Origin of the sequence: Clostridium sp. chh4-2, assembly GCF_002899675.1 — a bacterium.
GTDB lineage: Bacteria > Bacillota > Clostridia > Lachnospirales > Lachnospiraceae > CHH4-2.
This window is the reverse complement of the sequence record NZ_PKUU01000031.1, coordinates 1-25899: the sequence shown is the minus strand read 5'-3', so window position 1 is coordinate 25899 and position 25899 is coordinate 1. Positions and strand designations below refer to the sequence as shown.

Annotated in this window: 22 protein-coding genes and 1 riboswitch; of the genes, 21 read left to right on the top strand and 1 reads right to left on the bottom strand. The window is 45.9% G+C overall.

Annotation, left to right across the window (positions count from 1 at the left end; genetic code table 11):
* The 11 genes from C0033_RS24075 to C0033_RS24025 all read left to right on the top strand — a co-directional run bounded on the left by C0033_RS24075 (nt 1) and on the right by C0033_RS24025 (nt 12731).
* A complete protein-coding gene (locus C0033_RS24075; protein ID WP_103230393.1) occupies nt 1–600 on the top strand; it encodes a metallophosphoesterase in 600 nt (199 codons plus the stop codon).
* Nucleotides 601–757: 157 nt separating this feature from the next.
* Nucleotides 758–1645, top strand: a complete 888-nt coding sequence (locus C0033_RS24070) for a hypothetical protein (protein ID WP_103230392.1) — start codon at nt 758–760, stop codon at nt 1643–1645.
* 114 nt (nt 1646–1759) lie between these two features.
* A complete protein-coding gene (locus tag C0033_RS24065; RefSeq protein ID WP_347501219.1) occupies nt 1760–3868 on the top strand; it encodes a penicillin-binding transpeptidase domain-containing protein in 2109 nt (702 codons plus the stop codon).
* A 157-nt stretch (nt 3869–4025) separates the two neighbouring features.
* The gene (locus C0033_RS24060; RefSeq protein ID WP_103230391.1) at nt 4026–5462 is read left to right on the top strand and encodes an amidohydrolase; all 1437 of its coding nucleotides are present in this window, start codon (nt 4026–4028) and stop codon (nt 5460–5462) included.
* An 8-nt stretch (nt 5463–5470) separates the two neighbouring features.
* Nucleotides 5471–6244 carry a cobalt ECF transporter T component CbiQ gene (cbiQ, locus tag C0033_RS24055; RefSeq protein WP_103230390.1) on the top strand — a complete coding sequence of 258 codons (774 nt, stop codon included), beginning with the start codon at nt 5471–5473 and terminating at the stop codon, nt 6242–6244.
* Nucleotides 6245–6306: 62 nt separating this feature from the next.
* A complete protein-coding gene (locus tag C0033_RS24050; RefSeq protein ID WP_242984586.1) occupies nt 6307–7131 on the top strand; it encodes an ABC transporter ATP-binding protein in 825 nt (274 codons plus the stop codon).
* A gap of 37 nt (nt 7132–7168) precedes the next feature.
* Nucleotides 7169–7354: riboswitch (cobalamin riboswitch) on the top strand.
* Nucleotides 7355–7473: 119 nt separating this feature from the next.
* The gene (locus tag C0033_RS24045; protein WP_103230388.1) at nt 7474–8235 is read left to right on the top strand and encodes an energy-coupling factor ABC transporter permease; all 762 of its coding nucleotides are present in this window, start codon (nt 7474–7476) and stop codon (nt 8233–8235) included.
* Nucleotides 8228–8545 carry an energy-coupling factor ABC transporter substrate-binding protein gene (locus tag C0033_RS24040; protein WP_103230387.1) on the top strand — a complete coding sequence of 106 codons (318 nt, stop codon included), beginning with the start codon at nt 8228–8230 and terminating at the stop codon, nt 8543–8545. Before C0033_RS24045 ends, C0033_RS24040 begins: the two co-directional genes overlap by 8 nt.
* A 96-nt stretch (nt 8546–8641) precedes the next feature.
* Nucleotides 8642–10096: a D-alanyl-D-alanine carboxypeptidase family protein gene (locus C0033_RS24035; protein ID WP_103230386.1), complete on the top strand. Its 1455-nt coding sequence runs from the start codon at nt 8642–8644 to the stop codon at nt 10094–10096.
* 273 nt (nt 10097–10369) lie between these two features.
* A complete protein-coding gene (locus C0033_RS24030; protein WP_103230385.1) occupies nt 10370–11104 on the top strand; it encodes a GntR family transcriptional regulator in 735 nt (244 codons plus the stop codon).
* Nucleotides 11105–11117: 13 nt separating this feature from the next.
* Nucleotides 11118–12731 (top strand): mannitol dehydrogenase family protein, encoded by a 1614-nt coding sequence (locus tag C0033_RS24025; RefSeq protein WP_103230384.1) that lies wholly within the window; start codon nt 11118–11120, stop codon nt 12729–12731.
* A gap of 897 nt (nt 12732–13628) precedes the next feature.
* On the opposite strand, the gene larA is transcribed toward C0033_RS24025, so the two are convergent.
* Nucleotides 13629–14903, bottom strand: a complete 1275-nt coding sequence (larA, locus tag C0033_RS24015; RefSeq protein ID WP_180994879.1) for a nickel-dependent lactate racemase — start codon at nt 14901–14903, stop codon at nt 13629–13631.
* A 505-nt stretch (nt 14904–15408) separates the two neighbouring features.
* Between larA and C0033_RS24010 the strand changes: the two genes are divergently transcribed.
* The 10 genes from C0033_RS24010 to C0033_RS23965 all read left to right on the top strand — a co-directional run.
* On the top strand, nt 15409–16725 hold the full coding sequence (locus C0033_RS24010) for an ABC transporter substrate-binding protein (RefSeq protein WP_103230381.1): 1317 nt from the start codon (nt 15409–15411) through the stop codon (nt 16723–16725).
* A gap of 99 nt (nt 16726–16824) precedes the next feature.
* On the top strand, nt 16825–17697 hold the full coding sequence (locus C0033_RS24005) for a branched-chain amino acid ABC transporter permease (RefSeq protein WP_103230380.1): 873 nt from the start codon (nt 16825–16827) through the stop codon (nt 17695–17697).
* 38 nt (nt 17698–17735) lie between these two features.
* Nucleotides 17736–18704 carry a branched-chain amino acid ABC transporter permease gene (locus tag C0033_RS24000; protein ID WP_103230379.1) on the top strand — a complete coding sequence of 323 codons (969 nt, stop codon included), beginning with the start codon at nt 17736–17738 and terminating at the stop codon, nt 18702–18704.
* Nucleotides 18697–19449, top strand: coding sequence for an ABC transporter ATP-binding protein (locus tag C0033_RS23995; protein ID WP_347501218.1), 753 nt, complete (start codon nt 18697–18699; stop codon nt 19447–19449). The genes C0033_RS24000 and C0033_RS23995 overlap by 8 nt, the downstream gene beginning before the upstream one ends.
* A gap of 1 nt (nt 19450) precedes the next feature.
* Complete coding sequence (locus C0033_RS23990) at nt 19451–20173, top strand: ABC transporter ATP-binding protein (protein WP_103230377.1); 723 nt, start codon at nt 19451–19453, stop codon at nt 20171–20173.
* Between the two features lie 54 nt (nt 20174–20227).
* Nucleotides 20228–21250 (top strand): zinc-binding alcohol dehydrogenase family protein, encoded by a 1023-nt coding sequence (locus C0033_RS23985; RefSeq protein ID WP_103230376.1) that lies wholly within the window; start codon nt 20228–20230, stop codon nt 21248–21250.
* Between the two features lie 97 nt (nt 21251–21347).
* Entirely contained in the window at nt 21348–22355 is a 1008-nt protein-coding gene (locus tag C0033_RS23980; protein ID WP_146043810.1) for a hypothetical protein, read from the top strand.
* A 17-nt stretch (nt 22356–22372) separates the two neighbouring features.
* Nucleotides 22373–23491: a uroporphyrinogen decarboxylase family protein gene (locus C0033_RS23975; protein WP_103230374.1), complete on the top strand. Its 1119-nt coding sequence runs from the start codon at nt 22373–22375 to the stop codon at nt 23489–23491.
* Between the two features lie 77 nt (nt 23492–23568).
* Nucleotides 23569–24621: a mannonate dehydratase gene (locus C0033_RS23970; protein WP_103230373.1), complete on the top strand. Its 1053-nt coding sequence runs from the start codon at nt 23569–23571 to the stop codon at nt 24619–24621.
* 420 nt (nt 24622–25041) lie between these two features.
* A partial coding sequence (locus tag C0033_RS23965; RefSeq protein WP_180994878.1) for a tyrosine-type recombinase/integrase occupies nt 25042–25899 on the top strand: 858 nt, incomplete at its 3' end.

Sequence of the window (25899 nt, the reverse complement as noted above, 5' to 3'; positions counted from 1 at the left end):
GTGAAGATCCTGGTATTGGCAGATCATGAGTCCAAGAGTCTCTATGATTTTTATCAGCCCGAAAAGCTGGCGGATATCGATTTAATCATATCCTGCGGGGATTTACGGGCCAGTTATCTCAGCTTTTTTGCCACATTCTGTCATGCGCCTGTGCTGTATATCAGCGGAAACCATGACAAATATGACATGAAAAAGCCGGAAGGATGCATCTGCATTGAAGACGATATTTATGAATTCCGCGGAGTCCGTATTATGGGGCTCGGCGGGTCCATGCAGTATATTCCGAATGCGGACAACCAGTATACGGAAAAGGATATGGAAAAACGGGTGCGGAAGATGTGGTGGAAATTAAGGCGGAGCAAAGGGTTCGATATTCTGGTAACCCATGCGCCCGCACATGAATTAAACGATCTGACGGATCTCCCTCATAAAGGATTTCAATGCTTTAAGACATTGATGGATAAATACAAACCGAAATATTTTATTCACGGCCATGTCCATGCAAATTACGGCGGGTTTAAACGTTGTGACCAGTATGGAGACACCATAGTGATTAACGCATATGAAAAATATGTGATCGAATATCCGGAAACCAGCTGAAAATGCCTGAAAACTGAAAAAGAATGGCCATAAGCATTACAATTATTTGACAACAGATTGCTTTCAGGATAATATGTAATTATTGAGTTTGAATTGCGATTAGACCGGAGTGTATGACTGAAGAGAAATAGGTTTTTACGAAAGGATTACGATTGCGATGAAAAAAAATCTGTTTATGGTATTAGCGCTGGCTGCGGGAATGTCTGCTGCCGTCAGTTTTTTGTCCTTTGCAGGTGAGTGGAAGCAGGATTATGCAGGAAGCTGGTATGATAACGGCAACGGCACATATCCGGCGGGAACCTGGCAGTGGATTGACAGCGATCACAACGGCGTGGCGGAACGCTATTACTTTGATGAAAACGGCTACTGTGTCAAGGACTGTGTGACTCCTGACGGCTGTACCGTGGACTGTGACGGAGCGTGGATTCAGAACGGTTTGGTACAGATCCGCTATCTGGGGATCAACAGTTACGACGAGGCGACAAAGGAGGCTTTGAGCGGTTTTGTGAATGAGATATGCAGCACAGGAATTCTGTCCGACGGCGAAGAAGTCAGGGCGGAGATCACCGCTGCGGATCTTGGAACGGGAGAAAAAGCGGATATTCTGTACTGGTACCAGTCGTTGTACGGCCGCAGTACGGACTGCCGGTTTATAAGTGTTGCGGGAAAGATAGGAACGTATAACCGGGTGACTTCCGAGGTGCTGGACGATGTGCTTTATGAAGTGCTGGGAAGCAGTGACAATGAAGCGGCGCTGGCCTTATTCGGCGATCCCGCTAACGGCTATGTAAACGGCGGGCAGGTCAACGGGATGTACAGCTGTTCCCTTCAGAAAGAGGAGGAAAAGCCGGAACTCTACTTGAAAACGGAATTTTGCACGGCTGAGAAAGAGGTGGCCTGTTTGAGAGGAGAAGTGATGGTTTACCAGCCTGATAAGGAGGCTTATGAGCCGGTTCGGGATTTCCAGGCTTATTTTACGGAAAACCACAATTCTCATATCGCCGGTTTCCAATTTGACCGGCTGGTATTGAGCGATAGGACGTAATTTTAAAATCAATATGGATGAATCCTTCCATTTTAAAAAATATTAAGATAAAATCAATTGAATTTTCATTCAGCCGGATTTAAGATTAATAAAATGAAAATGAGGAGGACACCCATGAAAAAGAGAAGAAGACGGCTTTTGGGGATAGTGTTCGCCCTGATTGCCGTCCTTATTTTATTATCAGGAGCCATAATTCTGTTCCTTATGAAATCCCCAAAAGAAGACCAGACCGTGCTGCCGGACAAGCTGCTTATGGAATATATGTCATGTATCGAAGGGGGACGGTATGATGAGATGTACGGGATGCTGAATGAACAGAGCAAAGTGAATTTAAGCCGGGAGGATTTTGTATCCAGAAATAAGAACATATACGAAGGAATCGGAGCTGCCGGGATTCAGACGGAAGTTACCGCCATGGAAGAAAACGGAGAAACTGATATAGCAGTGCGGTATACGACCGTTATGAATACGGACGCAGGTGAAATCCGCTTTGATAACCAGGCCCTTTATACGAAAAATGAAGAGGGAGAATACCGCCTGGAATGGAGCGATAAACTGATTTTCCCCCAATTGGATGTAACGGATAAAGTGAGAGTGAGCACGGATAAGGCGGTCCGCGGGCAGATTCTGGACCGGAACGGAGTGATGTTGGCCGGCCCCGGCATCGCCTCCAGCGTAGGACTTGTTCCCGGCAAGATGAATGAGAGCCCGGATGAAGATATCCAAAAACTGTCACAGCTTTTAGGAATTTCAGAGGAATCGATCAGGAAAAAGCTGGATGCAGGCTGGGTAAAAGAGGATTCATTTGTCCCTCTTAAAAATATAAAAAAGCTGAAGGATACGGATCTGATGAAGGAAGTCCCGTCGGATGAGACCCTGCAGCTCAAGGCATTGGAAGATGACCTTCTTTTGGTGCCGGGAGTGAAGATTACCGATGTGGAAGTGCGCACATATCCGTTAGGAAAAGCGGCCTCCCATCTGACCGGTTATGTCCAGAATGTGACGGCTGAAGATCTGGAAAAACATCCGGGCGAGGGCTATAGAAGCGACAGCGTGATCGGAAGAAGCGGTATGGAGAGCCTGTACGAGAAGGAACTGAAAGGACAGGACGGGCATACCGTTCAGATTGTGACAGCCCAGGGAACGACAAAAGAAGTTTTAGCCACTACAGCTAAAATGGATGGAGAAACCATCCGCCTTACAGTGGATGCGGAGCTTCAAAAGGCAATTTACAGCCGGTTTGAAGAGGATAAAAGCTGTTCGGCGGCAATGAATCCCAATACAGGAGAGGTGCTGGCGCTTGTCAGCACTCCTGCCTACGACAGCAATGATTTCATTCTGGGTATGTCAGGCGATCAATGGAACGCTCTGAATGAAGATCCGGCGCAGCCGATGTATAACCGGTTCCGGCAGAAATTTTCACCGGGATCGTCGTTTAAGCCGGTAACAGCGGCCCTTGGGCTGGATGCCGGAACCATCGATCCCAATGAAGATTATGGAAGCGAGGGGCTTAGCTGGCAGAAGGATTCCAACTGGGGCAGCTATTATGTGACCACACTTCATACATATCAGCCCGTGATTCTGGAAAATGCGCTGATCTATTCGGATAATATTTATTTTGCAAAGGCAGCTCTGAAATTGGGCAGCGACCGCCTGGAAGAGGGGCTGGACCGCCTGGGATTTAACGAGCAGATGCCGTTTGAAATCACCATGGCGAAGTCTCAGTATTCCAATGAAGGTTCCATTGACAATGAGATCCAGCTGGCGGACAGCGGCTATGGACAGGGGCAGGTTCTGGTCAATCCTCTGCATCTGGCCGCCATTTACACCGCATTCGCCAATGACGGTTCTATTGTGAAGCCGTATTTAAGATACCGGGAGGAAGCCGAACGGGAAATCTGGATTGATCAGGCATTTTCTTCCGATGCGGCTCAGCGGGTGAAAACCGCTCTTATAAAGGTGGTAAATAATCCGGAAGGAACCGGACATGCCGCCCGCCTGGAATCCGTCACCCTGGCAGGCAAGACGGGAACCGCTGAAATTAAGGCTTCAAAAGACGATACGACAGGAACGGAACTGGGCTGGTTTTGTGCATTTACTGCTGACCCTCAGGCGGAGCGGCCTCTGCTTCTCATGAGCATGACAGAGGATGTGAAAGGCCGGGGAGGAAGCGGTTACGTTGCAAAAAAGGTCAAAGAAGTGCTCCAATCCTATGGCTATTAACCTTATGAATGAAAATAAGGGTGCCGGTTCGCGTATCAGAAGGCTGTTTTGCTGTCTTGAAAATAGAGAAAACGAAAAAAACTCTGTAAAAGAATCCGTTTTTGGTTTATGATAGTCTATATGTAAAAATTGCAGGTACAGCGGATTGGAGGGTTTTATGAATTCAAAGGAATTAATTTGCAGCGCGGTATCGGAAAAAGCGGATAAGATCGCAGGGATTAACCGGGCTGTATGGAGCTATGCGGAATTTGGGTATAAGGAATTTAAAAGCGCGGAAGCGATTATTCAAGTATTGGAAGAAGAGGGATTTCAGGTTGAAAGAGGAATTGCCGGAATTGAGACAGCCTTTGTGGGAAGTTACGGAAGCGGATCGCCTGTAATTGCGGTGCTGGCGGAATACGATGCCCTTCCTGATTTGAGCCAGAAGGCCGGATGCGCGGTGAAGAGCCCGGTTCCGGGGCAGGCGTACGGACATGGATGCGGCCACAGCGCCCTTGGAGCAGGCGCAGTAGGAGCGGCAATTGCGGCCAAGGAATATCTGAAAGCGAAACAGATTAAGGGAACGGTTAAGCTGTTTGGCTGTCCGGCAGAGGAGATGGGATTTGGCAAGGCATTTATGGTGCGGGAAGGCTGTTTTGACGGAGTGGACCTGGCATTTACCTGGCATCCCTCCGACTGTAACGGGATATCCGCTTCGAAAAGTGTGGCTTATTACAAGGTGAAGTTTCAGTTTAAGGGAGTGACGGCCCATGCGGGAGCGGCTCCTCATCTGGGAAGAAGCGCTCTGGATGCCTGTGAACTGATGAATGTAGGGGTCAATTATTTACGGGAACACATTACTACAGACGCCAGGGTTCATTATGCGTATCTGGACTGCGGCGGGGATGCCCCCAATATCGTCCAGGACCACGCGGCCCTGCTGTATTTTGTGAGAGCGCCTAAATTAAGACAGTGCGGAGAAATTCTGGAACGGATTAAGAAGATCGCCCAGGGAGCGGCCATGATGACGGAGACGGAAGTGGAGATCAAGGTGTTGGGCGGCCTGAGCGATACGGTGCCCAATGCGGAAGCGGCTAAGGTGCTGTCCGAGGCTTACTGCGAAGTGGGAGGCCCGGAATTTACGGAAAATGAGTTTGCAACAGCGAGAGAATTTTTAGCAATTCTTCCGGAAGAGGAGAGACAGAGAATCCTGAAAACAGCCGCAAAGGCGGAAGGAATTACGGAAGAAGAATTTGCCAAACGGCCGTTATACACAAATGTCATTCCATTTTCTCCCGGGATGATGGATACGCTTATCACCAGTTCTACTGATGTGGGGGATGTGAGTTATCAGGTTCCAACGGCTCAGATCGGCGCGGCAATCGGCATTCCGGGAACCGGCCTTCATACCTGGCAGGCCACCGCACAGGTGGGCTCTTCCATCGGGGATCAGGCGTCTTTGGCGGTAGCCAGAGCCATCGGGCTGGCCTGCGCAAAGGTATTTGAACACCCGGAAGTGGCAGACCGTGCGAAAGAGGAGCTTAAAAATGCCACCGGTGGGGAATATCTTTCTCCCCTTCAAAAAGGTGCAAAACCTGGAGAGGAAGGAAATTAAAAAAGAAGATGAAGATCGATTATTATGCATATTCTTCAGGAATCAGAAATTGGAACGCTGCATTTAAGGTGCTGCTGTCCATGACTGTACTTCTTTTCTGCATAATTGCCGACAATCTGTATGTCTCATCTGCGGTGGTATTGTCCATGGCTCTTTTTACCATTGAAAAGGGAAAGGTGGATGCGATGGATTATGTTCATCTGATGACAATACCGCTGACCTTTATGATCCTGGGAAGCATTGCCATTGCGGCAGGATTTTCAAAAGAGGCGCTGGGAGATTACAGGATTGACCTGAAAATCTGCTATCTGTACACCTCAGCATCCGGCATTCGGCGGTGCCTTAACGTGTTTATGAAGGCCTGGGGAGCGGTCAGCGCCATGTATCTGATGACGCTGTCCACCCCGGCCAGCGAACTGATTTCGGTGCTTCGAAAGGCGCATATCCCCAAAGTGGTGGTGGAGCTGATGAATATGATTTACCGTTTCATCTTCATCATGCTGGAGGTTCACGAAAGGATGAAGATATCGGCTCAGTCCAGACTGGGATATGTGGATTTTCCCACATCCTGCAAGTCTTTTGGAAATACGGCCAGCAATCTTTTGGTGGTTTCCTTTAAAAAAGCCAATGCTTATTACGACGCCATGATTTCCAGATGCTACGATGGTGATTTCGTATTTCTGGAAGAAGAAAAGCCGGTTACCGGAATGCAGCTGGCAGGCGGAGCGGCCTATCTTTGCTGTCTTGTGCTGATCTGGCAGCTGACGGGCCGCTTTTGGTAACCGCGCAATTGGGCAGAAGGGAGGAAGACGTGGCAGGTGAAGTTTTATTACAGGCAGACGGCCTGTTTTACGGTTATGAGAGCGGAAAAGATGTATTAAAGAATGTAAACCTTACCATCAGGGAAGGGGAACGGATTGCGGTGCTGGGCGCCAACGGCGCAGGCAAATCCACGCTGTTTCTGAATTTAAACGGGGTGCTCACTCCGACAAAGGGAACGGTATCCTTCCGCGGAAAAACGGTCACAAAGAAGGAATTAAATGAACTGCGCAGACATGTAGGAATCGTCTTTCAGGATGCGGACAACCAGATCATAGCCTCGTCCGTTCTTGCGGAGGTATCTTTCGGGCCGATGAATCTGAAGCTTTCCAGGGAGGAAGTATGGAACCGGGTAGAAGAGGCGCTGTCTTATATGAACCTTTCCGATTTTAAGGACAGGGCGCCCCATTATCTGAGTGGAGGAGAGAAAAAGAGGGTGAGCATTGCCGATATCCTTGCGATGAAACCGGAAGTGATCATTTTCGACGAGCCGACGGCTGCTTTAGATCCGTTGAATGCGGACATGCTGGAAGAGGTATTGGGCAGCCTGGCGGGAGAGGGGAAAACGATTCTGGTTTCCACCCACGATGTAGACTTTGCTTACCGATGGGCGGAGCGGATTTTGGTATTTAACGAAGGGCGGATGATTGCGGATGGAGATCCGCTGGATATTTTCGGAAGAGAACAGGTACTTTTGGAAGCCCATTTAAAGCGTCCCGTATTACTGGATGTTTATGAAGGGCTGGTAAAGAAGGGATTGATAAAAGGCTGCGGAATTTATCCGCGTCAGACTTCAGAGTTTCAAAAGATGTTGGATGAGACGGCAATAGGAAAGAATTGGAAAGATTAGATTGACAAATACATTTCTATTCGCTACACTAAAATATGAAAAGTAAATTACGATAGGTGCCTGTCTCTTAGGAGAGAGGATAATAGGAAAATGGGTGTAAGTCCCATACGGTCCCGCCGCTGTGTTGGAGGAGCTGTATTCCATATGTCACTGTTTTTACGGGAAGACGGAATATTGCGATGATGCCAGAGTCAGAAGACCTGCCTTTTGTAAGGAAACGTTACGGTTACGAGAGATAACCGGATACGATATTTTCTCCGGTATGGCCGGAGTGAATTTTGGATGCCGGTTTGTGAGTGGGAATCACAGATTGGGCGTCTTTTTTTGTTAAAGGAGAAGATCATGACAAAAAGACAAAAAAAGGTAGTGAAACTGGCAATTTTAATTGCCGCAGTATTTGGTATGCAGATCCCTGCTTTTGGCATGCATATCATGGAAGGGTATCTTCCGGTGGGCTTTTGTGTGGCGTGGGGAGTGATCTGCATTCCATTTTTAGCAAGAGGCCTTTTTCGGATTCAGAAGGTACTGGACGAAAACAGAAAGGCGATTACCGTACTTGCCATGGCCGGCGCGTTTATCTTTGTGATCTCATCATTAAAGATTCCTTCTGTGACCGGAAGCTGTTCCCATATGACGGGAACCGGACTGGGAGCCATTTTATTCGGGCCGTCCGCTGTCAGCATCCTGGGGATTATCGTGCTTTTGTTTCAGGCAGTTTTATTGGCCCACGGCGGACTGACAACGATTGGAGCTAACACATTTTCCATGGCAATTGCAGGACCTTTTGTTTCTTACGGCATTTACAAATTATGTGAGAAGACAAAAATGAACCGGAGAGTCAGCATCTTTCTTGCGGCGGCTCTCGGCGATCTCTTTACATACTGCGTCACCAGCGTACAGCTTGCCATGGCTTATCCGTCGGAACAGGGCGGAGTGGCGGCCTCGGCTGTGAAGTTTTTAGGCGTGTTTGCACCTACCCAGCTGCCGTTAGCCATCATAGAAGGTCTTTTAACGGTTGTTATTGTGATCGGACTTGAAGTATATGCCAAGTCAGAGCTTACATCCATAGGATTTTTTAAGGAGGCGAAGGTGAGTCATGAGTAAAAATAAAAAGACGGTTTTAGTGCTTCTGGTACTGGTTGTATTGATCGCCATAGTTCCCCTTTTTGTGTTAAAAGGCGCTGAGTTCGGCGGCTCGGATGATGCGGGAAGCCAGATGGTAGAAGCGATTCACGGAGAATATGAGCCATGGTTTACACCTGTTTTGGAAACGATGATCGGAGGAGAACTTCCCGGAGAGATCGAAAGCCTGCTTTTCTGTCTGCAGACAGGAATCGGCGTATCAATCATCGCATTTTTCATGGGACGTTTCGTAGAGCGTAAGAAATGGGAAGATAAGCAGGCACAATTGTAAGAAACTCGGTCAGAATTTTGTTGAAACTTGTCTCTCAAAATGTTAAACTATAAAATGTTACGATTCTATGACAGAACATTTTGGGAGATTTTTTACATGAGACGATTACTTAGCACAATCCTGACACTAACATTAATGATGCAGTTTTTTATAATACCTGCCTATGCGAAGCCGGATTGGCCCGCTGATACCGGAATCTTGGCAGAGGGCGGTATTGTAATTGATATGGATTCCGGAACCGTGCTGTTTGGGCAGAATATCCGGGTGGGATATTATCCTGCCAGCATTACCAAGCTTTTAACTGCTCTGGTGGTCTTGGAACATGCCTCTTTGGATGAAGAGGTGGCCTTTTCTCATGATGCGGTTTACAATATTGAAGAAGGAAGCGGAAACTATTTCGGTCTGGATGAAGGGGATAAATGGCCGGTGGAGGACTGCCTCTACGCGTTGATTCTCCGCTCTTCCAACCAGGCATCCAATGCGCTGGCGGAGCATGTGGGCGGAACCAGAGACGGATTTGTGGATATGATGAACGAGACGATCGAGAGACTGGGCTGTACAGGCAGCCGTTTTAAGAATCCGTCAGGCCTTAACGATCCGGAACAGGTGGTGACTCCGTACGATATGGCGCTGATCGCCAAAGCGGCATTTTCCAATGAAAAGCTGTTGGAGATCGCTTCCAGCAAACGCCACAAATTCCCTCCTACGGTAAATACGCCGGAGGAAATCAGCGCAACCATAGAGCATAAGCTTCTGAAGGAATCGGAAGAAGTGTATTTCCCTGATGCAATAGCGGGAAAGACCGGATATACATCCCTTGCGGGCAATACTTTGGTAACTCTAGCAGAACGGGATGGAAGAAGAGTTATTGCGGTTGTTTTAAAGGGCAGCCAGCCTCAGTATTATATTGACAGCCGGAACCTTTTGGAATTTGGCTTGTCCAAATTTCAGAATATAAAGATTGCCGATATGGAGACCTCTTATACCACGGGCGAGAATGCGGTTGAGATCGGCGGCCAAAGTTACCAGCCCTCTGAACTGGAGATCGATCCGCTGGCAGTGATCACTCTCCCTTCGGATGCGGAGTATGGCGATGCGGAAAAATCATTGGTAACGGAACTTCCCGAAGATCATCCCGTGGGAGCGGTGGCTCTTTTGAAATATACCTACAACGAGCGCAGCATCGGACAGGCCTATCTTCTTTTGAAGAATGCTGAGGTTTTGGCAAATGCAGGCCAGACCGGAATAGAAGAAACCTCTCAGGGAGAAACGGCGCCGGAAAGCCAGCCTGCGGACCAGCCGGAAGATGGCAAAGGAAAATTCTCAATGCCTTCCTTGCCGGTACCGGTACTGATTCTGATTGTCGTATTGATTTTGGCAGGCGGAGGAATTGGATATATTGTTTACCAGAGGCGGAAAGAAGAGAAGGAGCGCGCCCTGCGCCGCCAGAAGAGGCGTCAGAGAATTATTGATTCCGGCTGTTCAGAAGAGGAGTTTGACAGAATGGTGGCGGAGCGGATGAACCGGAAGAAGGATACGGACGGTAAATAGTCATTAAATTAATAGGCCCGTGCGAAAGCGGCATTGGCATATTTGAGGATGAAAGGCTTCTGTTTTTTACAGGAGCCTTTTCCTGTATTTGCCACAAAATGAGTAATATATCAAAAATAGAAAAAAATACTTTTTTGTGCGATTATCTTGTGATTTATGTACAAAATGTGGTAAAATATATATTAAATAGCGCTTTGTTTGAGTGAAATAGCCAGATATAATTGAGAATCACTAATATATTTGAGAGAGGAGAGGTATAATTAGTCGGATTAGATGGTTATACAAGAAAATATGATTATTTTAGATCGCAATGAGAACGAGAGCCACAGAGAGTATGCTTACAGAGTTATGCGTGAAAATATCATGCAGCTGGAGATGAAACCTGGGGAAATCGTTAATGAAGTAAAGATTGCCGAGGAATTGAGTATAAGCAGAACTCCGGTTCATGAGGCGGTTTATCAATTAAAGGAAGAACGTTTAATAGAGATCATTCCCAGAAAAGAATCAAAGGTGACGCTGATCAATATGTCGTGTGTAAATGAAGGCTTTTTTATCAGGTGTGCGGTAGAACCATCGGTTATCCGCCTGGCGTCCAATCATTTATCTCCGGAGGATATCGACTGGTTCTATGCCAATTTGGAAATACAAAAAGAAACACAGGATGACGAAGAGAAGATACGCACATTCTTTCATTATGATGATGAATTTCATAAAAAGATTTTTATGGTGGCCAATAAACCTGAGACCTATGCTTCCGTTCTGCGAGTGATATCACATTTGGACCGTATCCGCTATCTTGTCCGTGTTTTGGGCAGATTTAATCTGGAAACCGTGAGTTATGAAGAACATCTGGAAATTTTTAATATGCTGCTTCTGGGAGTGACGGGAAAATATGATTTGGACAGTTTTATCTATAATCATATTATCCGTTTTGCGGATTTTCTGCCCACGCTTTTAAAGGAATACCCTTATTATTTTAATGTAAACTGCAACGTACCTTCAAAATAGAAAAGGAGACAATATGAAATTAAACAGAGAATCACTTAAAAATGCAAGTGTTTGGGAAGAAGCCGGATTTGACCTGCCAAAGTTTGATATGGATGAAGTGGCGAAAAAAACTTATGAAAATCCAAAGTGGGTGCATATGGGAGCAGGCAATATCTTCCGTGCGTTTACAGCCAACGTGCAGCAGAATATCCTGAATGCCGGAAAAGCGGATACGGGCATCATAGCGGCCGAAGGCTTTGATTATGAAATCATCGATCTGATGTACCGCACACATGACAACTTGGGAGTCCTCGTCACATTAAAGGCGGACGGAAGCATCGAGAAAACATTGGTTGGAAGCATAACGGAAGCCCTGGCTTTAAATCCGGAATCAAAAGAAGAGTGGGACAGACTGACGGCTGTATTCGTAAACCCAAGCCTTCAGATGGTCAGCTTTACGATCACGGAAAAGGGCTACAATCTGTTTGACGGAAAAGGGGAGTATTACCAGAATGTAAAAGATGATTTTGAAAACGGACCGGAAAAGACGTCCAGCTATATGGGTAAGGTGGCATCGCTTCTCTATAAGCGTTTCCAGGCCGGAAAGCTCCCTGTTGCCATGGTCAGCATGGACAACTGCTCCCATAACGGAGATAAATTATACAATGCCATCCGTGCATTTTCAGAGAACTGGTGCAAAAACGGAGTCTGTGAAAGCGGATTTGACCAGTATGTAAATGATCCGTCCAAAGTATCATTCCCATGGAGCATGATCGATAAGATCACCCCGCGCCCGGATGAAAAAGTGAAGAAGATGCTTTTGGACTGCGGATTTGAAGATGTGGATACAAAGGTGACATCTAAAAATACTTACGTTGCAACCTTTGTTAATGCGGAAGAACCTCAGTATCTCGTGATCGAAGATGCATTCCCCAACGGCAGACCGAATCTGGACGAGGGCGGCGTGATCTTTACCGACAGGGAAACCGTGGATAAAGTGGAGAAAATGAAGGTGTGTACCTGCTTGAACCCGCTGCACACTTCCTTGGCTGTTTACGGATGCCTGCTGGGCTACACGTTAATTGCCGACGAGATGAAAGACGAACAGCTGAAGCGTTTGGTTGAAGTAATCGGATACGAAGAGGGGCTGCCTGTTGTGGTAGATCCCGGCATCATCAGCCCTAAGGCATTTATTGACGAAGTCCTTCAGGTGCGCATTCCAAACCCGTTCATGCCTGATACGCCGCAGAGAATCGCAACGGATACCTCTCAGAAGCTGGCAATCCGTTTTGGCGAAACCATTAAAGCTTACCGCAGCCGTGAAGGGCTGGATGTAAAGGACTTAAAACTGATCCCGCTTGTATTGGCCGGCTGGTGCAGATACCTTCTGGCAGTAGATGATGAGGGCAACAAGATGGAACTCAGTTCCGATCCTCTTCTGGATACGGTTTGCCCATACCTGAGCGGAATCGAATTGGGTGCAAACGGTGATTATCACGAGCAGTTACAGCCGATTTTGTCCAATGAAAAGATATTTGGAGTTAATTTATACGAGGCAGGACTCGGCGAACTGGTTGAGAAGTATTTTGCGGAGTTAACAGCAGGAACAGGCGCTGTCCGTGAGACTTTGAAGAAATATGTGAAGTAAAAATTGATTTAACTGAGTTGGCTGGCGGAGGGGACGCACGGAATCGAGAGGCGGAATCGGGAAACGAAGGCTGGAGAAGCCATCCGGGCCGGAGGAAGGAAGATGCAGCCACATGGGATTCGGGATTCGCCCCTAAGAACTACTAAGACCCGAAAGGACAGAACGAGGCAGGCCAGCGCCATTCGCAGTGAACTCTTTATGACTTCACTGCTCAGCGGCGCTTTAGAACCTGAGACGGAAATCAGGTTCTACCTGCCTCGTTCTGCCCTTTCGGGTCTAAGTAGTTCTAAAGGGGTTCCATACGATCCCATGTGGCTGCATCTTCCTTCCTCCAGCCCGGATGGCTTCTCCGGCCTTCGTTTCCCGGTTCCGCCTCCCGATTCCGTGCTGGTTTTCGCTAACCTAGTTAAAAACAATATTTGTGCTTCTGTATTTATATAGAAACACATTTACATAGGCCGTGTACATAGCCGTGAGGGAATTTTCAGAAAAGCCTTCACGGTTGATGTAAAAACTTACTCACTACTTCACCAAATCTTTTTTATCCTTAGCTAGCCAAGCAGCAGCCGGAAAGAAGGGGAAGCCCAGGCGGGCGGTGGAAGTAATCGGCGAAATAGGATCGTATGGAACCCCTTAGATGTTCTTAGATCAGCAAGGATAAAAAGAGACAGGTAGAAACTGAATTCCGAATCAGTTTCTAAGCGCCCCTTGAGCAGTGAAGTCATCAAGAGTTCACTGCGAATGGGCGCGATCCTGTCTCTTTTTGTCCTTGCGGGTCTTAGTACATCTTAGGGGCGAATCCCGAATCCTATTTCGCCGATTACTTCCACCGCCCGCCTGGGCTTCCCCTTCTTTCCGGCGTATCTTACTCAGTTAAATAAAGATTTAAAGCCCTCTTTATTTTTCCACCCGCACAAGCGTTTCGCCGCCTAAAGGTATGATCCCCACTTTTGCGTCAGGGCCTTGGGCTTCGAATGCCATCTTCAGCGCATCTTCGATGGTCTCCGCTTTGGCGAAGGACAGAAGGTCGCATTCTTCTTCGGTTAATCCATTGGTCAGGCAAATTACATTTTTAACATAGTTGAGCACTTGGAAATGGCACAGTGGATTTGTAACGCCCACTTTATCCGTTACCTTGCCATCTTCCACATCTTTATATACCGTATCCGCATCTGATTTTAAGTATTTAACCAGCATTTCCTTGTGGACAGGAGAGTTGTTGCAGAAGCCTTCTCTCGGGTCCAGGATATAGATGATTGTTCCTCCTTCTTTTACTCCGCACATGGAGAAACCAAAAGGCTTAAAGCCCTGCCAGTAGTCCATATTGCACGGATAAGCGGAGACGATTACAATGTCCGCCAGGTCCGGAATTGCAGGACAGAGAGTCTGTTTGGCGAATTCCACGCCTGCACGGTGAGCGTCCAGAAAATGTCCGCAGAACAGTTTTAAGATGCCGCCTTCCGCATCTAATACAGTATTAAGGATAAAATCCAGTCCGATCCGTTTACCGATAGAATCCACTTCTTTTCTCATTTCGCAATCAATATTTCCAAAAATGTTCTGCAGTGGAAAATGAGATCCGATCAGGTGGGTGGTTGAAGTGGTTAGCTCGCCACTCACTCCGGGCATCAGGATCTTAGCTCCGCCGCCCCAGCCGACAACATTGTGTGGGGCAATGTTGCCGACCGCAATTTTATAGTCTGCTGCCAGGACTGCTTTATGGATATGCAGCGGGGTACCCATATCGCTGTCTCCTATGTATTCGTAATCCTCTGCAGTTCTGTAATTTATGTTGAATACCGGATATTTGTTCAGATATTCCGTTCCCAGTTTCATCTCCAGTTCCGCATCTGTTAAAGGCCTGTGAGTTCCGGGCGCAGTGATAAACGCCAGATCGGTGGTGCGTGCCTCCAGGCGTTTCATCAAATGGGAGAGGATTAGCTTTGTAGGAGTCGGTCTGGTAGCGTCGTCAATAACGATAAGGACTTTGGCCCCTTCCGGAATTGAATCCAGGGAAGCGTCTCCTATCGGGTTATCCAAAGCCTGTTCGATAAGGTCATCCTGGGAAAGGGGAGGAACATATTCCTCGTGTTCTGCGAAGAAAAGATAGTTCTTGTCCTCCAAATTGATCTGGATATTGCGCATCCCTGTAAATACTTCAAAAGATTTCATGAATTGCTGCTCCTTTCTGACTCGTGTATGTAATATATCAAATGCCGAAATACACGAAAAAATTAGTCTGAGAACGCTTGATAAAATATTAACCATTCTCAGATAATGATAATGTAATATATTACAGATTATATCTATAATGTGGTTATAATGTCAATATAAATAAAAAAATAACAAAGAAATTTGTGCAAAATCTTAAATAATAACGATAGGAAGAAGCGGGGGGAAAATTTAAAAAAGAAAAAACCTGCGATGCGAGGCAAAAAAATGATAAAATATTATATAAAATGCATATATAAAATAAATTATATGTTAAAAACATGTTGAAAATGCGCAATAAAATAAAAATGGTGTGCAAAATAATTAAAAATACAAAAATATAAAATGATATATTGACATATTGTACAAAAGATGATATTGTGTGATCAGTGATATATCAGAAAGCCTCAAACAAAGCCTATTCTGATAAAACAACGTATAACTAAGGAAAGGGAGAACGTATTTTATGAAAAAACAAATCATGTCACTGGTAATGGCAACTGTAATGGCATCTTCATTAGCAGCTTGTGGAGGAGGAGCTTCTTCAACAGGATCTACTACGGCAGGTACAGCAGCTGCTACAACTGCCGCAGCATCGGGGGATACTACAGCGGCAGGAACAGAAGCAGCGGGAAGTGAAGCGGCGGGAGGCGACTCTGCCAGCGGTGAAACTTTTAAACTGGGAGCTTATCTTCAGTTATCAGGTGGAAATGCAGCTTACGGTATAGAAGCCCGTAATGCAATTCAGATGGCAGTTGACTACGTGAATGAGAACGGCGGATTTAACGGAGCCAAGGTTGAATTTGTTCCTTATGATACACAGGGATCAGCAGAAGAGGCAGTTAAGATCGTTTCCAAGCTTGTGGAAGTTGAAAAGGCGGATGCAGTTATCGGATCTGTTAACTCCAGTGAAGTATTTGCGGCAGCCGGCAGTTTGAACAAACAGGGGATTTACACAATCGGTTTAGGAACCTCTCCGTCCTGGATGGTTGAGGACTGGCCTTATGTATTCAGAGCAGCTATGAACAACGGATTCGCAGTGCCGATCACCGTTGATATGCTGGTTGACCTGGATATGAAGAGCGTAGGCGTGTTCTATGGACAGGATGATGCGTCTCTTGCAACCGGAAATTCCTTCATGGATGAATGTAAGGCAAGAGGAATTGAAGTGTTAAAGAGCGAAAGCTACGATCAGGGCGATACCGATTTCTCAGCTCAGGTTGCTAACTTAATTTCAACAAATCCGGATTGTATTTACATCTCTGTAATCGGAGAGACAGGACCTGTCATCGTAAAACAGTTAAGACAGTACGGATATTCAGGAATTATTTTTGATAAAGAATCATTCATGGCTTCACAGGTTGCTATTGCAGGCGAAGAAAATTCAAGCTACATCGCATTTGCAAATCCTTATGTTACATATGCAACCATCGATGAATGCGACATTCCTGAAGTAAAAGAATTCCTGCAGAAATACATCGATAAATACGGAGAGATCGCTAAGACAGACTCCTCTTACCGTGGATGGGATACCGTTATGGTTATGTGGGAAGCAAGTAAAATCGCAGGCAAGAACGATTCCGATTCTTTAAAAGATGCTACAAACAAGATTTCAGGACTCCAGGGACTTGGCGGAATCCTCGATTATACAAAGGGAAACAGAGAAGGATACAACACATTTAACAGCTTTATCCTGGTAGACGGAAAGAACATTCTTTGGAAAGACTGGATTGCCAACGGCGGATATGACGCTTACAAAGAAGCAACAGGCAATGCAAAATAAGCTGTAAACAGATGCAGTTAACAACAGGCCGGGTATTCAAAAGCCCGGCCTGTATTGGATAAAAAGAGATTAAAAGGCATTTTGAAAGGAGATAGGTTTATGTATGGAATGCTGTTGATATCGGGACTTGTGATCGGAAGCATCTATGGGCTGATCGCCCTTGGATACAGTTTGATCTATAAGTCATCCGGCTTGCTGAGCTTTGTGCAGGGCGATATTATGACGCTGGGGGCGTTTTTGGGGCTGACATTCTATTCGTATATGGGGCTTCCGTTTGTGGTTTCATTATTACTTACCGTTTTGTGTGCAGTTATTTTAGGTTTTGCGTTGGAAAAAGGTGTAATCAGAAAATTATTGGATAAGAACGTTATGGCAATTTATATCGTTCTTGCAACAATTGCTATTTCTTATATCGTTCAAAATGGAGCGATGCTGGCATGGGGATCAATTGCTCTTAATTTCCCATCCATTTTTAAAGTGAAAACAATTAAGCTGGGGAGCATCAGCGTACAGCCGGAAGCCATTATGTGTTTCGTAGTTGCGCTTATCTGTATGTTTATCCTTCATCTTTATATGACTAAAACAAAGCTTGGAACTTCAATGAGAGCTGCTTCTATGGACGCGATGGCAGCGGAATCCTGTGGAATCGATGTTTCTTTGAGCACCGGACTTTCCTGGGGGCTGTCGGCAGGTCTTGCAGCAGTGGCCGGAATTCTGATCGGACCGATCTACGGCGTTTATACGACTCTTGGTGCAGTAATCGGACGTAAAGGATTTTCCAGTGCGGTAATCGGCGGATACGGCAACATGTATGGAGCTATGGTAGGCGGTCTGATTCTGGGACTCGTAGAAACTTTTGCAGCCAGTCTGGTTTCTTCTACATATAAAAACCTGATTGCATATGGTTTATTACTTGTATTCCTTTTCTTAAAGCCAACAGGTATTTTTAATGAAAAGGCAATCAAAGATTAAAGAAAAGAAGAGAAGGTCTTAGAATAGGAGGTAAAACCTTGAAGGATATAAGTAAAAATAATCTATGGAAAGTCCTGTTGGCGGTTTTTATATTGGCTCTGCCGCTGCTCATGCAGGGATCGAACTACTTTATACTCGTGTTCTGCTTTATTGAAATATACATTATAGGTGTTTCGGGGCTCGATATTGTTTTTGGTTACTGCGGCCAGATTTCTCTGGGGCATGCCGCTTTTTATGCGATCGGAGCGTACGGTTCTGTTGTTATGCATAAATACTTTGGAATTCCCGTCATTTTAACGATGATCATTGCGGCATTTATCAGTGCGGCAATTGGCGCGCTGATCGCATACCCGTGTTCCCAGCTGGTTTTCCATTTCTTGTCGCTGGCAACCCAGGCGGTCGGTGAAATCGTTTATATCGTGGTATCCCACTCTCCGAATAATATAACAGGAAACTATGTGGGAATGTATACAGATCCGGTTAATCTGTTTGGATTTAAGATAGCAACGAATACTCAGTTTTATTATTTCGGCCTTGTCTGCGTTGTGCTGTTTTTGGTTGCAAAGACATTCCTTGTGAAATCCAAAACAGGCCGTGCGTTTACGGCAATCCGTGAAAATTCACATGCTGCCAATGGTATGGGAATCAATGTACGGTTATATAAGGTGCAGGCATTTGCGGTCAGCGCTTTTTATACGGCATTTGCAGGCGCGATGTATGCTCATCTGGTTGGATATATCAATCCTGATACATTTTTATACAAACAGTCTGTTATGTTCCTCACCATGCTTTTATTCGGCGGAACCGGCTCTTTGTGGGGACCGATTCTGGGAGCGGCATCCGTGCTTTTGGTTAACGAATCACTGCGTTCGCTTCAGGATTATCAGATGTTTATCTACGGTATTTTAATGCTTCTTGTTATCGTTGTTATGCCTGGCGGTATTTTCGGTGAAGGAAAGAAACTTGCTGCAAAACTCAGGAGAATCGGAGGGAATGCAAATGCTTAGAACAGAAGGTGTAACCATTCAATTCGGAGGATTAATAGCTGTTAATAACGTGAGCCTTCACGTTCAAAAGAATAAAATCACTGGCCTCATCGGCCCAAATGGAGCCGGAAAGACAACATTTTTCAACTGCATCAGCGGTGTTTATGTGCCGAACAAAGGTTCTGTAATCTTTGACGGGGAGCACATCGAAGGGAAAAAGCCGTATCAGATCAACCAGACCGGAATTTCACGTACCTATCAGGTAATCAACCTGTTCTGGAACATGAGCGTTTTGGAAAATGTTATGGTGGGAATGCATCCCAGATTAAAATCAGGCTTTTTCTCCGATCTGATTAAGAGCCCGGCGGAGAGAGCGGAAGAGGCCGAAGCCAAGGAAAAGGCATATGAGTGGCTTAAATTTGTGGGCCTGGAGAAATTCGCCAATGATCCGGCCGGCAGCCTTTCCTACGGAGGACAGAGACTTCTTGAAATTGTCCGCGGACTGGCCAGCTCACCGAAAATGATCCTATTAGATGAACCGGCAGCCGGAATGAACACGAAGGAAAAGAAGGAATTTGATGAACTGCTTCAGAGAATCCTGAAAAAGGGCGTTACCATTCTGATGATCGAACACGATATGAAGCTGGTTATGAATGTCTGCGATTATCTGTATGTGCTTGAATATGGAAAACTGCTGGCTGAAGGGGAACCGGAAGCGATTCAGAACAATCCTGAAGTAATCAGAGCCTATCTGGGAGGTGAATAGTATGGCGCCATTATTGGAAATAAAGGATTTTCACTATTATTATGGAAATATTCATTCTGTAAAAGGAATCAGTCTTTATGTAAATGAGGGTGAGATGGTAACCCTGATCGGCGCAAACGGAGCCGGCAAAACCACAACGCTTCAAACCATATCAGGCCTTACAAAACCTCAGGGAATCAGAGGCGAGATCTGGTTTAACGGAAAACAGATACAGGGAAAAAAGGGCAACAAAATCACTGCTATGGGCCTTTCTCACGTTCTGGAAGGCAGACATGTATTTTCTAAGCTGTCCGTAGAGGAAAACCTGATGATGGGCGCGTATCTCAGAAAGGATACGGCTGCGGTAAAGACAGATCTTTTAGGAATATTTAAAAGATTCCCAAGGCTTGAGGAAAGGCGTACCCAGCTGGCAGGAACATTGTCCGGCGGTGAACAGCAGATGCTGGCCATCGGAAGAGCGCTGATCGCAAGGCCTAAGATGATCTTGCTGGATGAGCCGTCCCTGGGACTTGCTCCGATTATTGTTAAAGAGATCTTTGAAGCCATTAAAGAGATCAATAAAGAAGGCACCACGATTCTGTTTGTGGAACAGAATTCCAAGATCGCGCTTTCGACAGCTGACCGGGGATATGTTATGCAGACCGGAGAGATGATTCTGACCGATACATGTAAAAATCTTATGGCTAATGAAGAGGTTAAGAAGGCATATCTGGGCGGCGAATAATCTTATCAATAAAATAATTTAAAAGCCGTGAAAACGGCGGAATGAGAGGGATATATGAAAGCGATTATGGTAGAAGAACCTTTCAAGGTTCGCGTTGTGGAAGTTGAAAAACCGGAAATTAAAGCAGAAAATGAAGTGCTGATCAAAATAAAATGTGTCGGTATCTGCGGATCTGACATCGGCATTTATAAAGGAACCAATTCATTAGCTACATATCCGAGAATTATTGGCCATGAATACGGCGGAGAAATTGTTGAAGTCGGTTCGGCAGTTACCAATGTGAAGGTGGGTGATTATGTATCGGTTGACCCGGTGCGTTCCTGCGGACACTGCTATGCATGTAAAATCGGCAGACACAATGTCTGCACCACATTGGAAGTAACCGGCGTTCACCAGGACGGCGGTTGCAAAGAATATCTAGTGGCACCGGCAGAGGATGTCTATAAGATCGATACGGATAAGATCGATAAAGACCTGATCTGTCTTGTTGAACCATACAGCATTGGAATGCAGGTAAATCACAGAGCGGATATACATGAAGGCGACAAAGTGCTGGTTATGGGAAGCGGACCGATCGGCCTTACGATCATGCAGGTCGCAAAATCCAGAAAAGCCCAGGTTATGATGACCGATCTTGTGGATTCCAGATTGGAAAGAGCCAAAGAGATGGGCGCTGATATTGTTGTTAATGTATCAAAAGAGGACCTTAAAAAAGCGGTTATGGATTTCACCGATGGAGAGGGAATGCCTGTAATCGTGGACAGCGTCTGCTCGGTTACATCAGTTCCGGAAGCTTTGGATCTGGCCTGTGCGGCAGGACGGGTGGTAACGCTGGGACTGATCAATAAACCTTCCGAGATCGCTCAGGTTGAAATTACGAAAAAAGAGCTGACCGTTGTTGGTTCCAGACTGAGCAATTACAGATTCCCTGAGGTAATCGAGGGATTTGAGAGCGGAGCTCTGACACCGGATAAGATGCGCACCCACAGTTTCCCGGCTCAGGATGTGGAAGAAGCGATGAAACTGATTATGGAGCATCCGGAGCAGGTTTGTAAGATCACGTTGACATTTGACTGATTAAAGCGGGGAGCGAACACAGATGCCTTTATCGATAGATGAAAAAATAAAAAGAAATCTTGATTTCTGGCAAGGAAATCATCAGGAGAGGCCGCTTATGATAGCCCGTCTTGGCGGCGTGTTCTTCAGCCGGGCGTTTGAAGCATTAATTCCGCTGTTGGAGAGAAGGACTGAGATCCGTCCGGAGGAGATCATCGTAGACGATTTCCTTCCGGATTATGAGAGAATGTATCAGGAATTGGAAAAAGTGAATCACGATGCCTTTTTTGTGGCGGAGCCGTGTACAGGGCTTCCGTGGATGGAATGCATTATGGGCGCCAAGGCCTATGGGGAAAATGTAAGCGTGGTAACGAAGCCGGTCTATTCGGATCTGGAAGATTTAAAAGGCCTTAAACTGGATAAAAATAACCCCTGGTATCAAAAATATCTGGAATTTTCCAAAAAGCTGACGGATCTTTCTCAAGGAAGATTTGCAGTAGGCCAGCCCATATTGCGCGGCGTTACCGATACCATAGGAGCGCTTGCAGGACAGGTGGAGATGGCCTGCGGCTTGATTGATGAACCGGAACTGATGCAGGAATTATTCCATGCGGTAACGGATGCGCAGAGAGAACTGATTGCCGATCAGTATGCGGTCACAAAAGCATGCCATGGCGGATACGGAATCGGTTTTTACCATATCTGGACGCCGGACCGGGTGATGTGGTATCAGGAGGATTTGGCGGCGTTAATGTCACCGGATCATTATGGAGAATATTTATTTGACACTTCAAAGTGTGTGATAGAGGGTTATCCATACTCTCTGGTTCATCTTCATTCTGCCAGTTTCATGCATTTGGAACAGATGCTTCAGATCGCAGATTTGAAGGCGGTTCAGATCAACCGGGATGTGGTGGGACTTTCGGTAAGAGAGATGCTGCCTCAGTGTAAAATGGTTTTAGACAGTGGTAAACGGCTTGTTCTCGGGATGGGGCCCATTGTGAAAGACGATATTGACGCAATTTACGATAATCTGCCTCACCACGGAATTGCAATCAATATGATTGCGGAGACGGCCGATGAGGTGGAAGAGATTCTGGAGTATGTGGATTCTAAAGAGTGGTAAAATGAGGGGTGGGAGATATGACATCGAAAGAGAGGGTATTTGCTGCACTGAATCATGAAGAAGCGGACCGTGTGCCTCTTGATATTGGGGGAATTAACAACAGCATGATGCATGAACTGGTTGAAAAGGAGCTGAAGGCAAAACTGGGGCTGGAGGATCACGGATCTTTCATCAAAGCGATCAATCAGGGAGTTGTGGTTCCGGATCAGAGCGTGGTGGATTATTTCGGAGCGGATACATGCTGTATTTATATCAATGAGACGAGGCCGTGGATTGACAATGGAGACGGCACATTTACGGATATGTGGGGTGTCGGCCAGAAATTAAACCCGGACGGATACTATTATAATATGTGCAGTCATCCGCTGGCAGATGCTGAGGAGCCGGAGGATTTAGACGTGCTCCAATGGGATGAACCCAATGAATATATGCTGGAAGGGCTTGCCGAAAGGCTGGAAGCCAATAAGGATAAATTCTGTATTCTGGAAGGCTTCAGGGAGACCATGTTTGGACTTCCGTCCTGGCTTCGCGGAGTGGAAAACTTTTATATGGATTTATTGGCCAATGAAGAACTCTGCGATGCGCTGCACGAAAAGCTTTTGGCGTATCAGATCAAATTGGTGGATTACGTGATGGACCGCTTTGCGGATCAGATTGACATCGTAAAATACGCGGATGATATGGGAACCCAGCAGAGCCTTTTAATGTCGCCGGAGACCTACAGAAAGATGGTAAAACCTTACCAGGCCAGGCTCTATCAGCATGTGAAAGAAAAATATCATAAGAAGATCCTGCTCCACAGCTGCGGCGCCATACGGCCGATTATCGGGGATTTGATCGAGATCGGTGTGGATGCCATTAACCCTGTTCAGATATCGGCAGCAGGTATGCAGCCGGAGGAATTGAAGAGAGAATTCGGCGATAAGATAACCTTTTGGGGCGGCGGAGTGGACACCCAAAGTATTTTAAACAACGCTACGCCTGAGGAAGTGAGGCGTTCGGTAAAAGAAAATATGAAAGTATTTAAACCGGGCGGAGGTTTTGTATTCACACAGGTTCATAATATTCAGCCGGGAGTACCGATTGATAATGTGATTGCAATGTATGAAGCTTATAGGGAAAATGCGGATTATTGAGAATTGAAACAGTAAATATGCATTTATGTATTTGCAAAGAATAAAAATGCAGATATGTGGCACATCAGGAGGTTAAGATGAAGTTATCATTTCGTTGGTATGGAGAAGATGATAAGGTTACACTGGAACAGATCCGGCAGATTCCGGGAATGAAAGCGATTGTTACCGCAGTGTATGATGTTCCGGTGGGAGAAGTATGGAGTGAGGAAACTATTGCGAATTTGAAAGTATCTGTGGAAAAAGCAGGCTTGAAATTCGAGGTGATTGAAAGCATTCCTGTCCATGAGGATATTAAATTGGGCAAACCGAGCAGAGACAAGTATATTGAAAATTACTGCGAAAACATCCGCAGAGTTGCCGCAGCAGGCGTAAAGTGCATCTGCTATAACTTCATGCCTGTATTTGACTGGACCAGAACCCAATTGGATCACGTGCTGGAAGACGGCTCCACCAGCCTGGTATATTATCAGGAGCAGGTGGACCAGGTAAATCCGTTAGAAAGCGACAGCGACCTGACTCTGCCCGGCTGGGATTCCAGCTATACGCGGGACGGTTTAAAATCTGTGGTTTCTGAATATAATTCCATGTCTGAGGACGATCTCTGGAATAATCTGAAATACTTTTTAGAGCGTGTGATTCCGGTAGCGGCGGAATGCAGCGTCAACATGGCCATCCATGAGGACGATCCCTGCTGGAGCATCTTCGGCCTTCCGAGAATTATAACGTGTGAAGAAAATCTGGACCGCTTTTTAAAGCTGGTGGATGATACCCATAATGGCATTACATTATGCACCGGGTCGCTGGGCTGTTCCAATAAAAATGATGTTGTGAAGATGGCCGGTAAATACGCGGCTATGGGAAGAATCCATTTCGTACACGCCAGAAATGTGGCTGTTTTGGACAATGGGTTTGAAGAGAGAGCACATCTTTCATCCTGCGGTTCTTTGGATATGTTTGCGATCTTAAAAGCATTATATGATAATGGATTTGACGGGTATATCAGACCGGATCACGGACGCATGATCTGGGGAGAGACGGGACGCGCAGGTTATGGACTCTATGACAGAGCGCTTGGAGCCACTTATCTGAACGGTTTGTGGGAAGCGATTGAGAAGATGAGTGAAAAGTAGTGGGAACTTATAGGTAAATGTGTTGTGAGATAAGGCATCAGGTGAGAGGACGGTTAGAGAGGCCTCTTGTCTGATGCTTTTGTTTTAATTACGCTTTTTGTTTGTATGTATTGCGTTGTGAAACAAGATTGGATTTATTAAGTAAAAAGGAGCAGTTCATTGATTTTGGAATCTGAGAGATAGGAAGAGCAAATATATAGGGCACTGAAATAGAATGTATTAAATTAGGTAATTGTCAGATGCATAAGTGAAAAGGTTGGTAAGGATAAAGCGGAAAAAAGAAGACTGAAAAAGCCGACTATGCCCTTGCAAATTCTGTTGTGTTTTAAAGTCAGTTTATAATTAACCTTGTTTTTTTCATGGAAGTAGTATATTTTAAAATGAATACCCATAAAAATACGAAAACAAGGAGTGGACAGAATGAAACTAAACATGGAAATGATCCCGGTTTTTGAGCGGTATCTTTACGAACAGGAGAGAAGCAGGGCGACGATTGAGAAATATATCAGGGATTTGAAAAAACTGTTCGTTTATCTGGCCGAAGACCTGGAGGTCAGTAAAGATAAGATGATCCAATTTAAACAGGATCTGACGGAGCGCTATAAGACAAGCAGCGTGAATTCGATTCTGGCTGCAGTGAATCACTTCCTGACGTTTGCAGGGATGGGGGACTGCCGGGTAAAGCAGGTCCGGGTCCAGAGAAATCTGTTCTGCCAGCAGGAAAAGGAGTTATCCAGAGAAGAATACTTCCGCCTGGTAAACGCGGCGCAGGATAAGAAAAATAAGAGGATCAGCTGTCTGATGCAGGCGATCTGCAGCACCGGAATCCGTGTGAGTGAGCACCGGTTCATCACCGTGGAAGCGCTGAAGGAAGGGTGCTTGAGGATTTACAACAAAGGGAAATCCCGGATCGTGTTCCTGCCGCCGGAACTGATTACCGTCTTAAAACAATACTGCAGGGAAGCCGGAATTGGAAGCGGGCCGGTATTTGTTACAAAAAGCGGCCGTCCGCTGGATCGGAGCAATATCTGGTCGATGATGAAAGCGCTGTGTGAAGATGCAAAGGTGGATTCCAAAAAGGTATATCCGCATAACCTGAGGCATCTGTTTGCCTTCACTTTTTATGGGATAGAGAAAGACCTTCTCCGTCTGGCAGATATTCTTGGACATGCCAACGTGGATACGACCAGGATCTATACAGTTTCAAGCGGTTGGGAACATAAAAGGATTTTATCGAAATTAGGACTGGTTGACCAAAGTGACGGAAAAAGCATGACA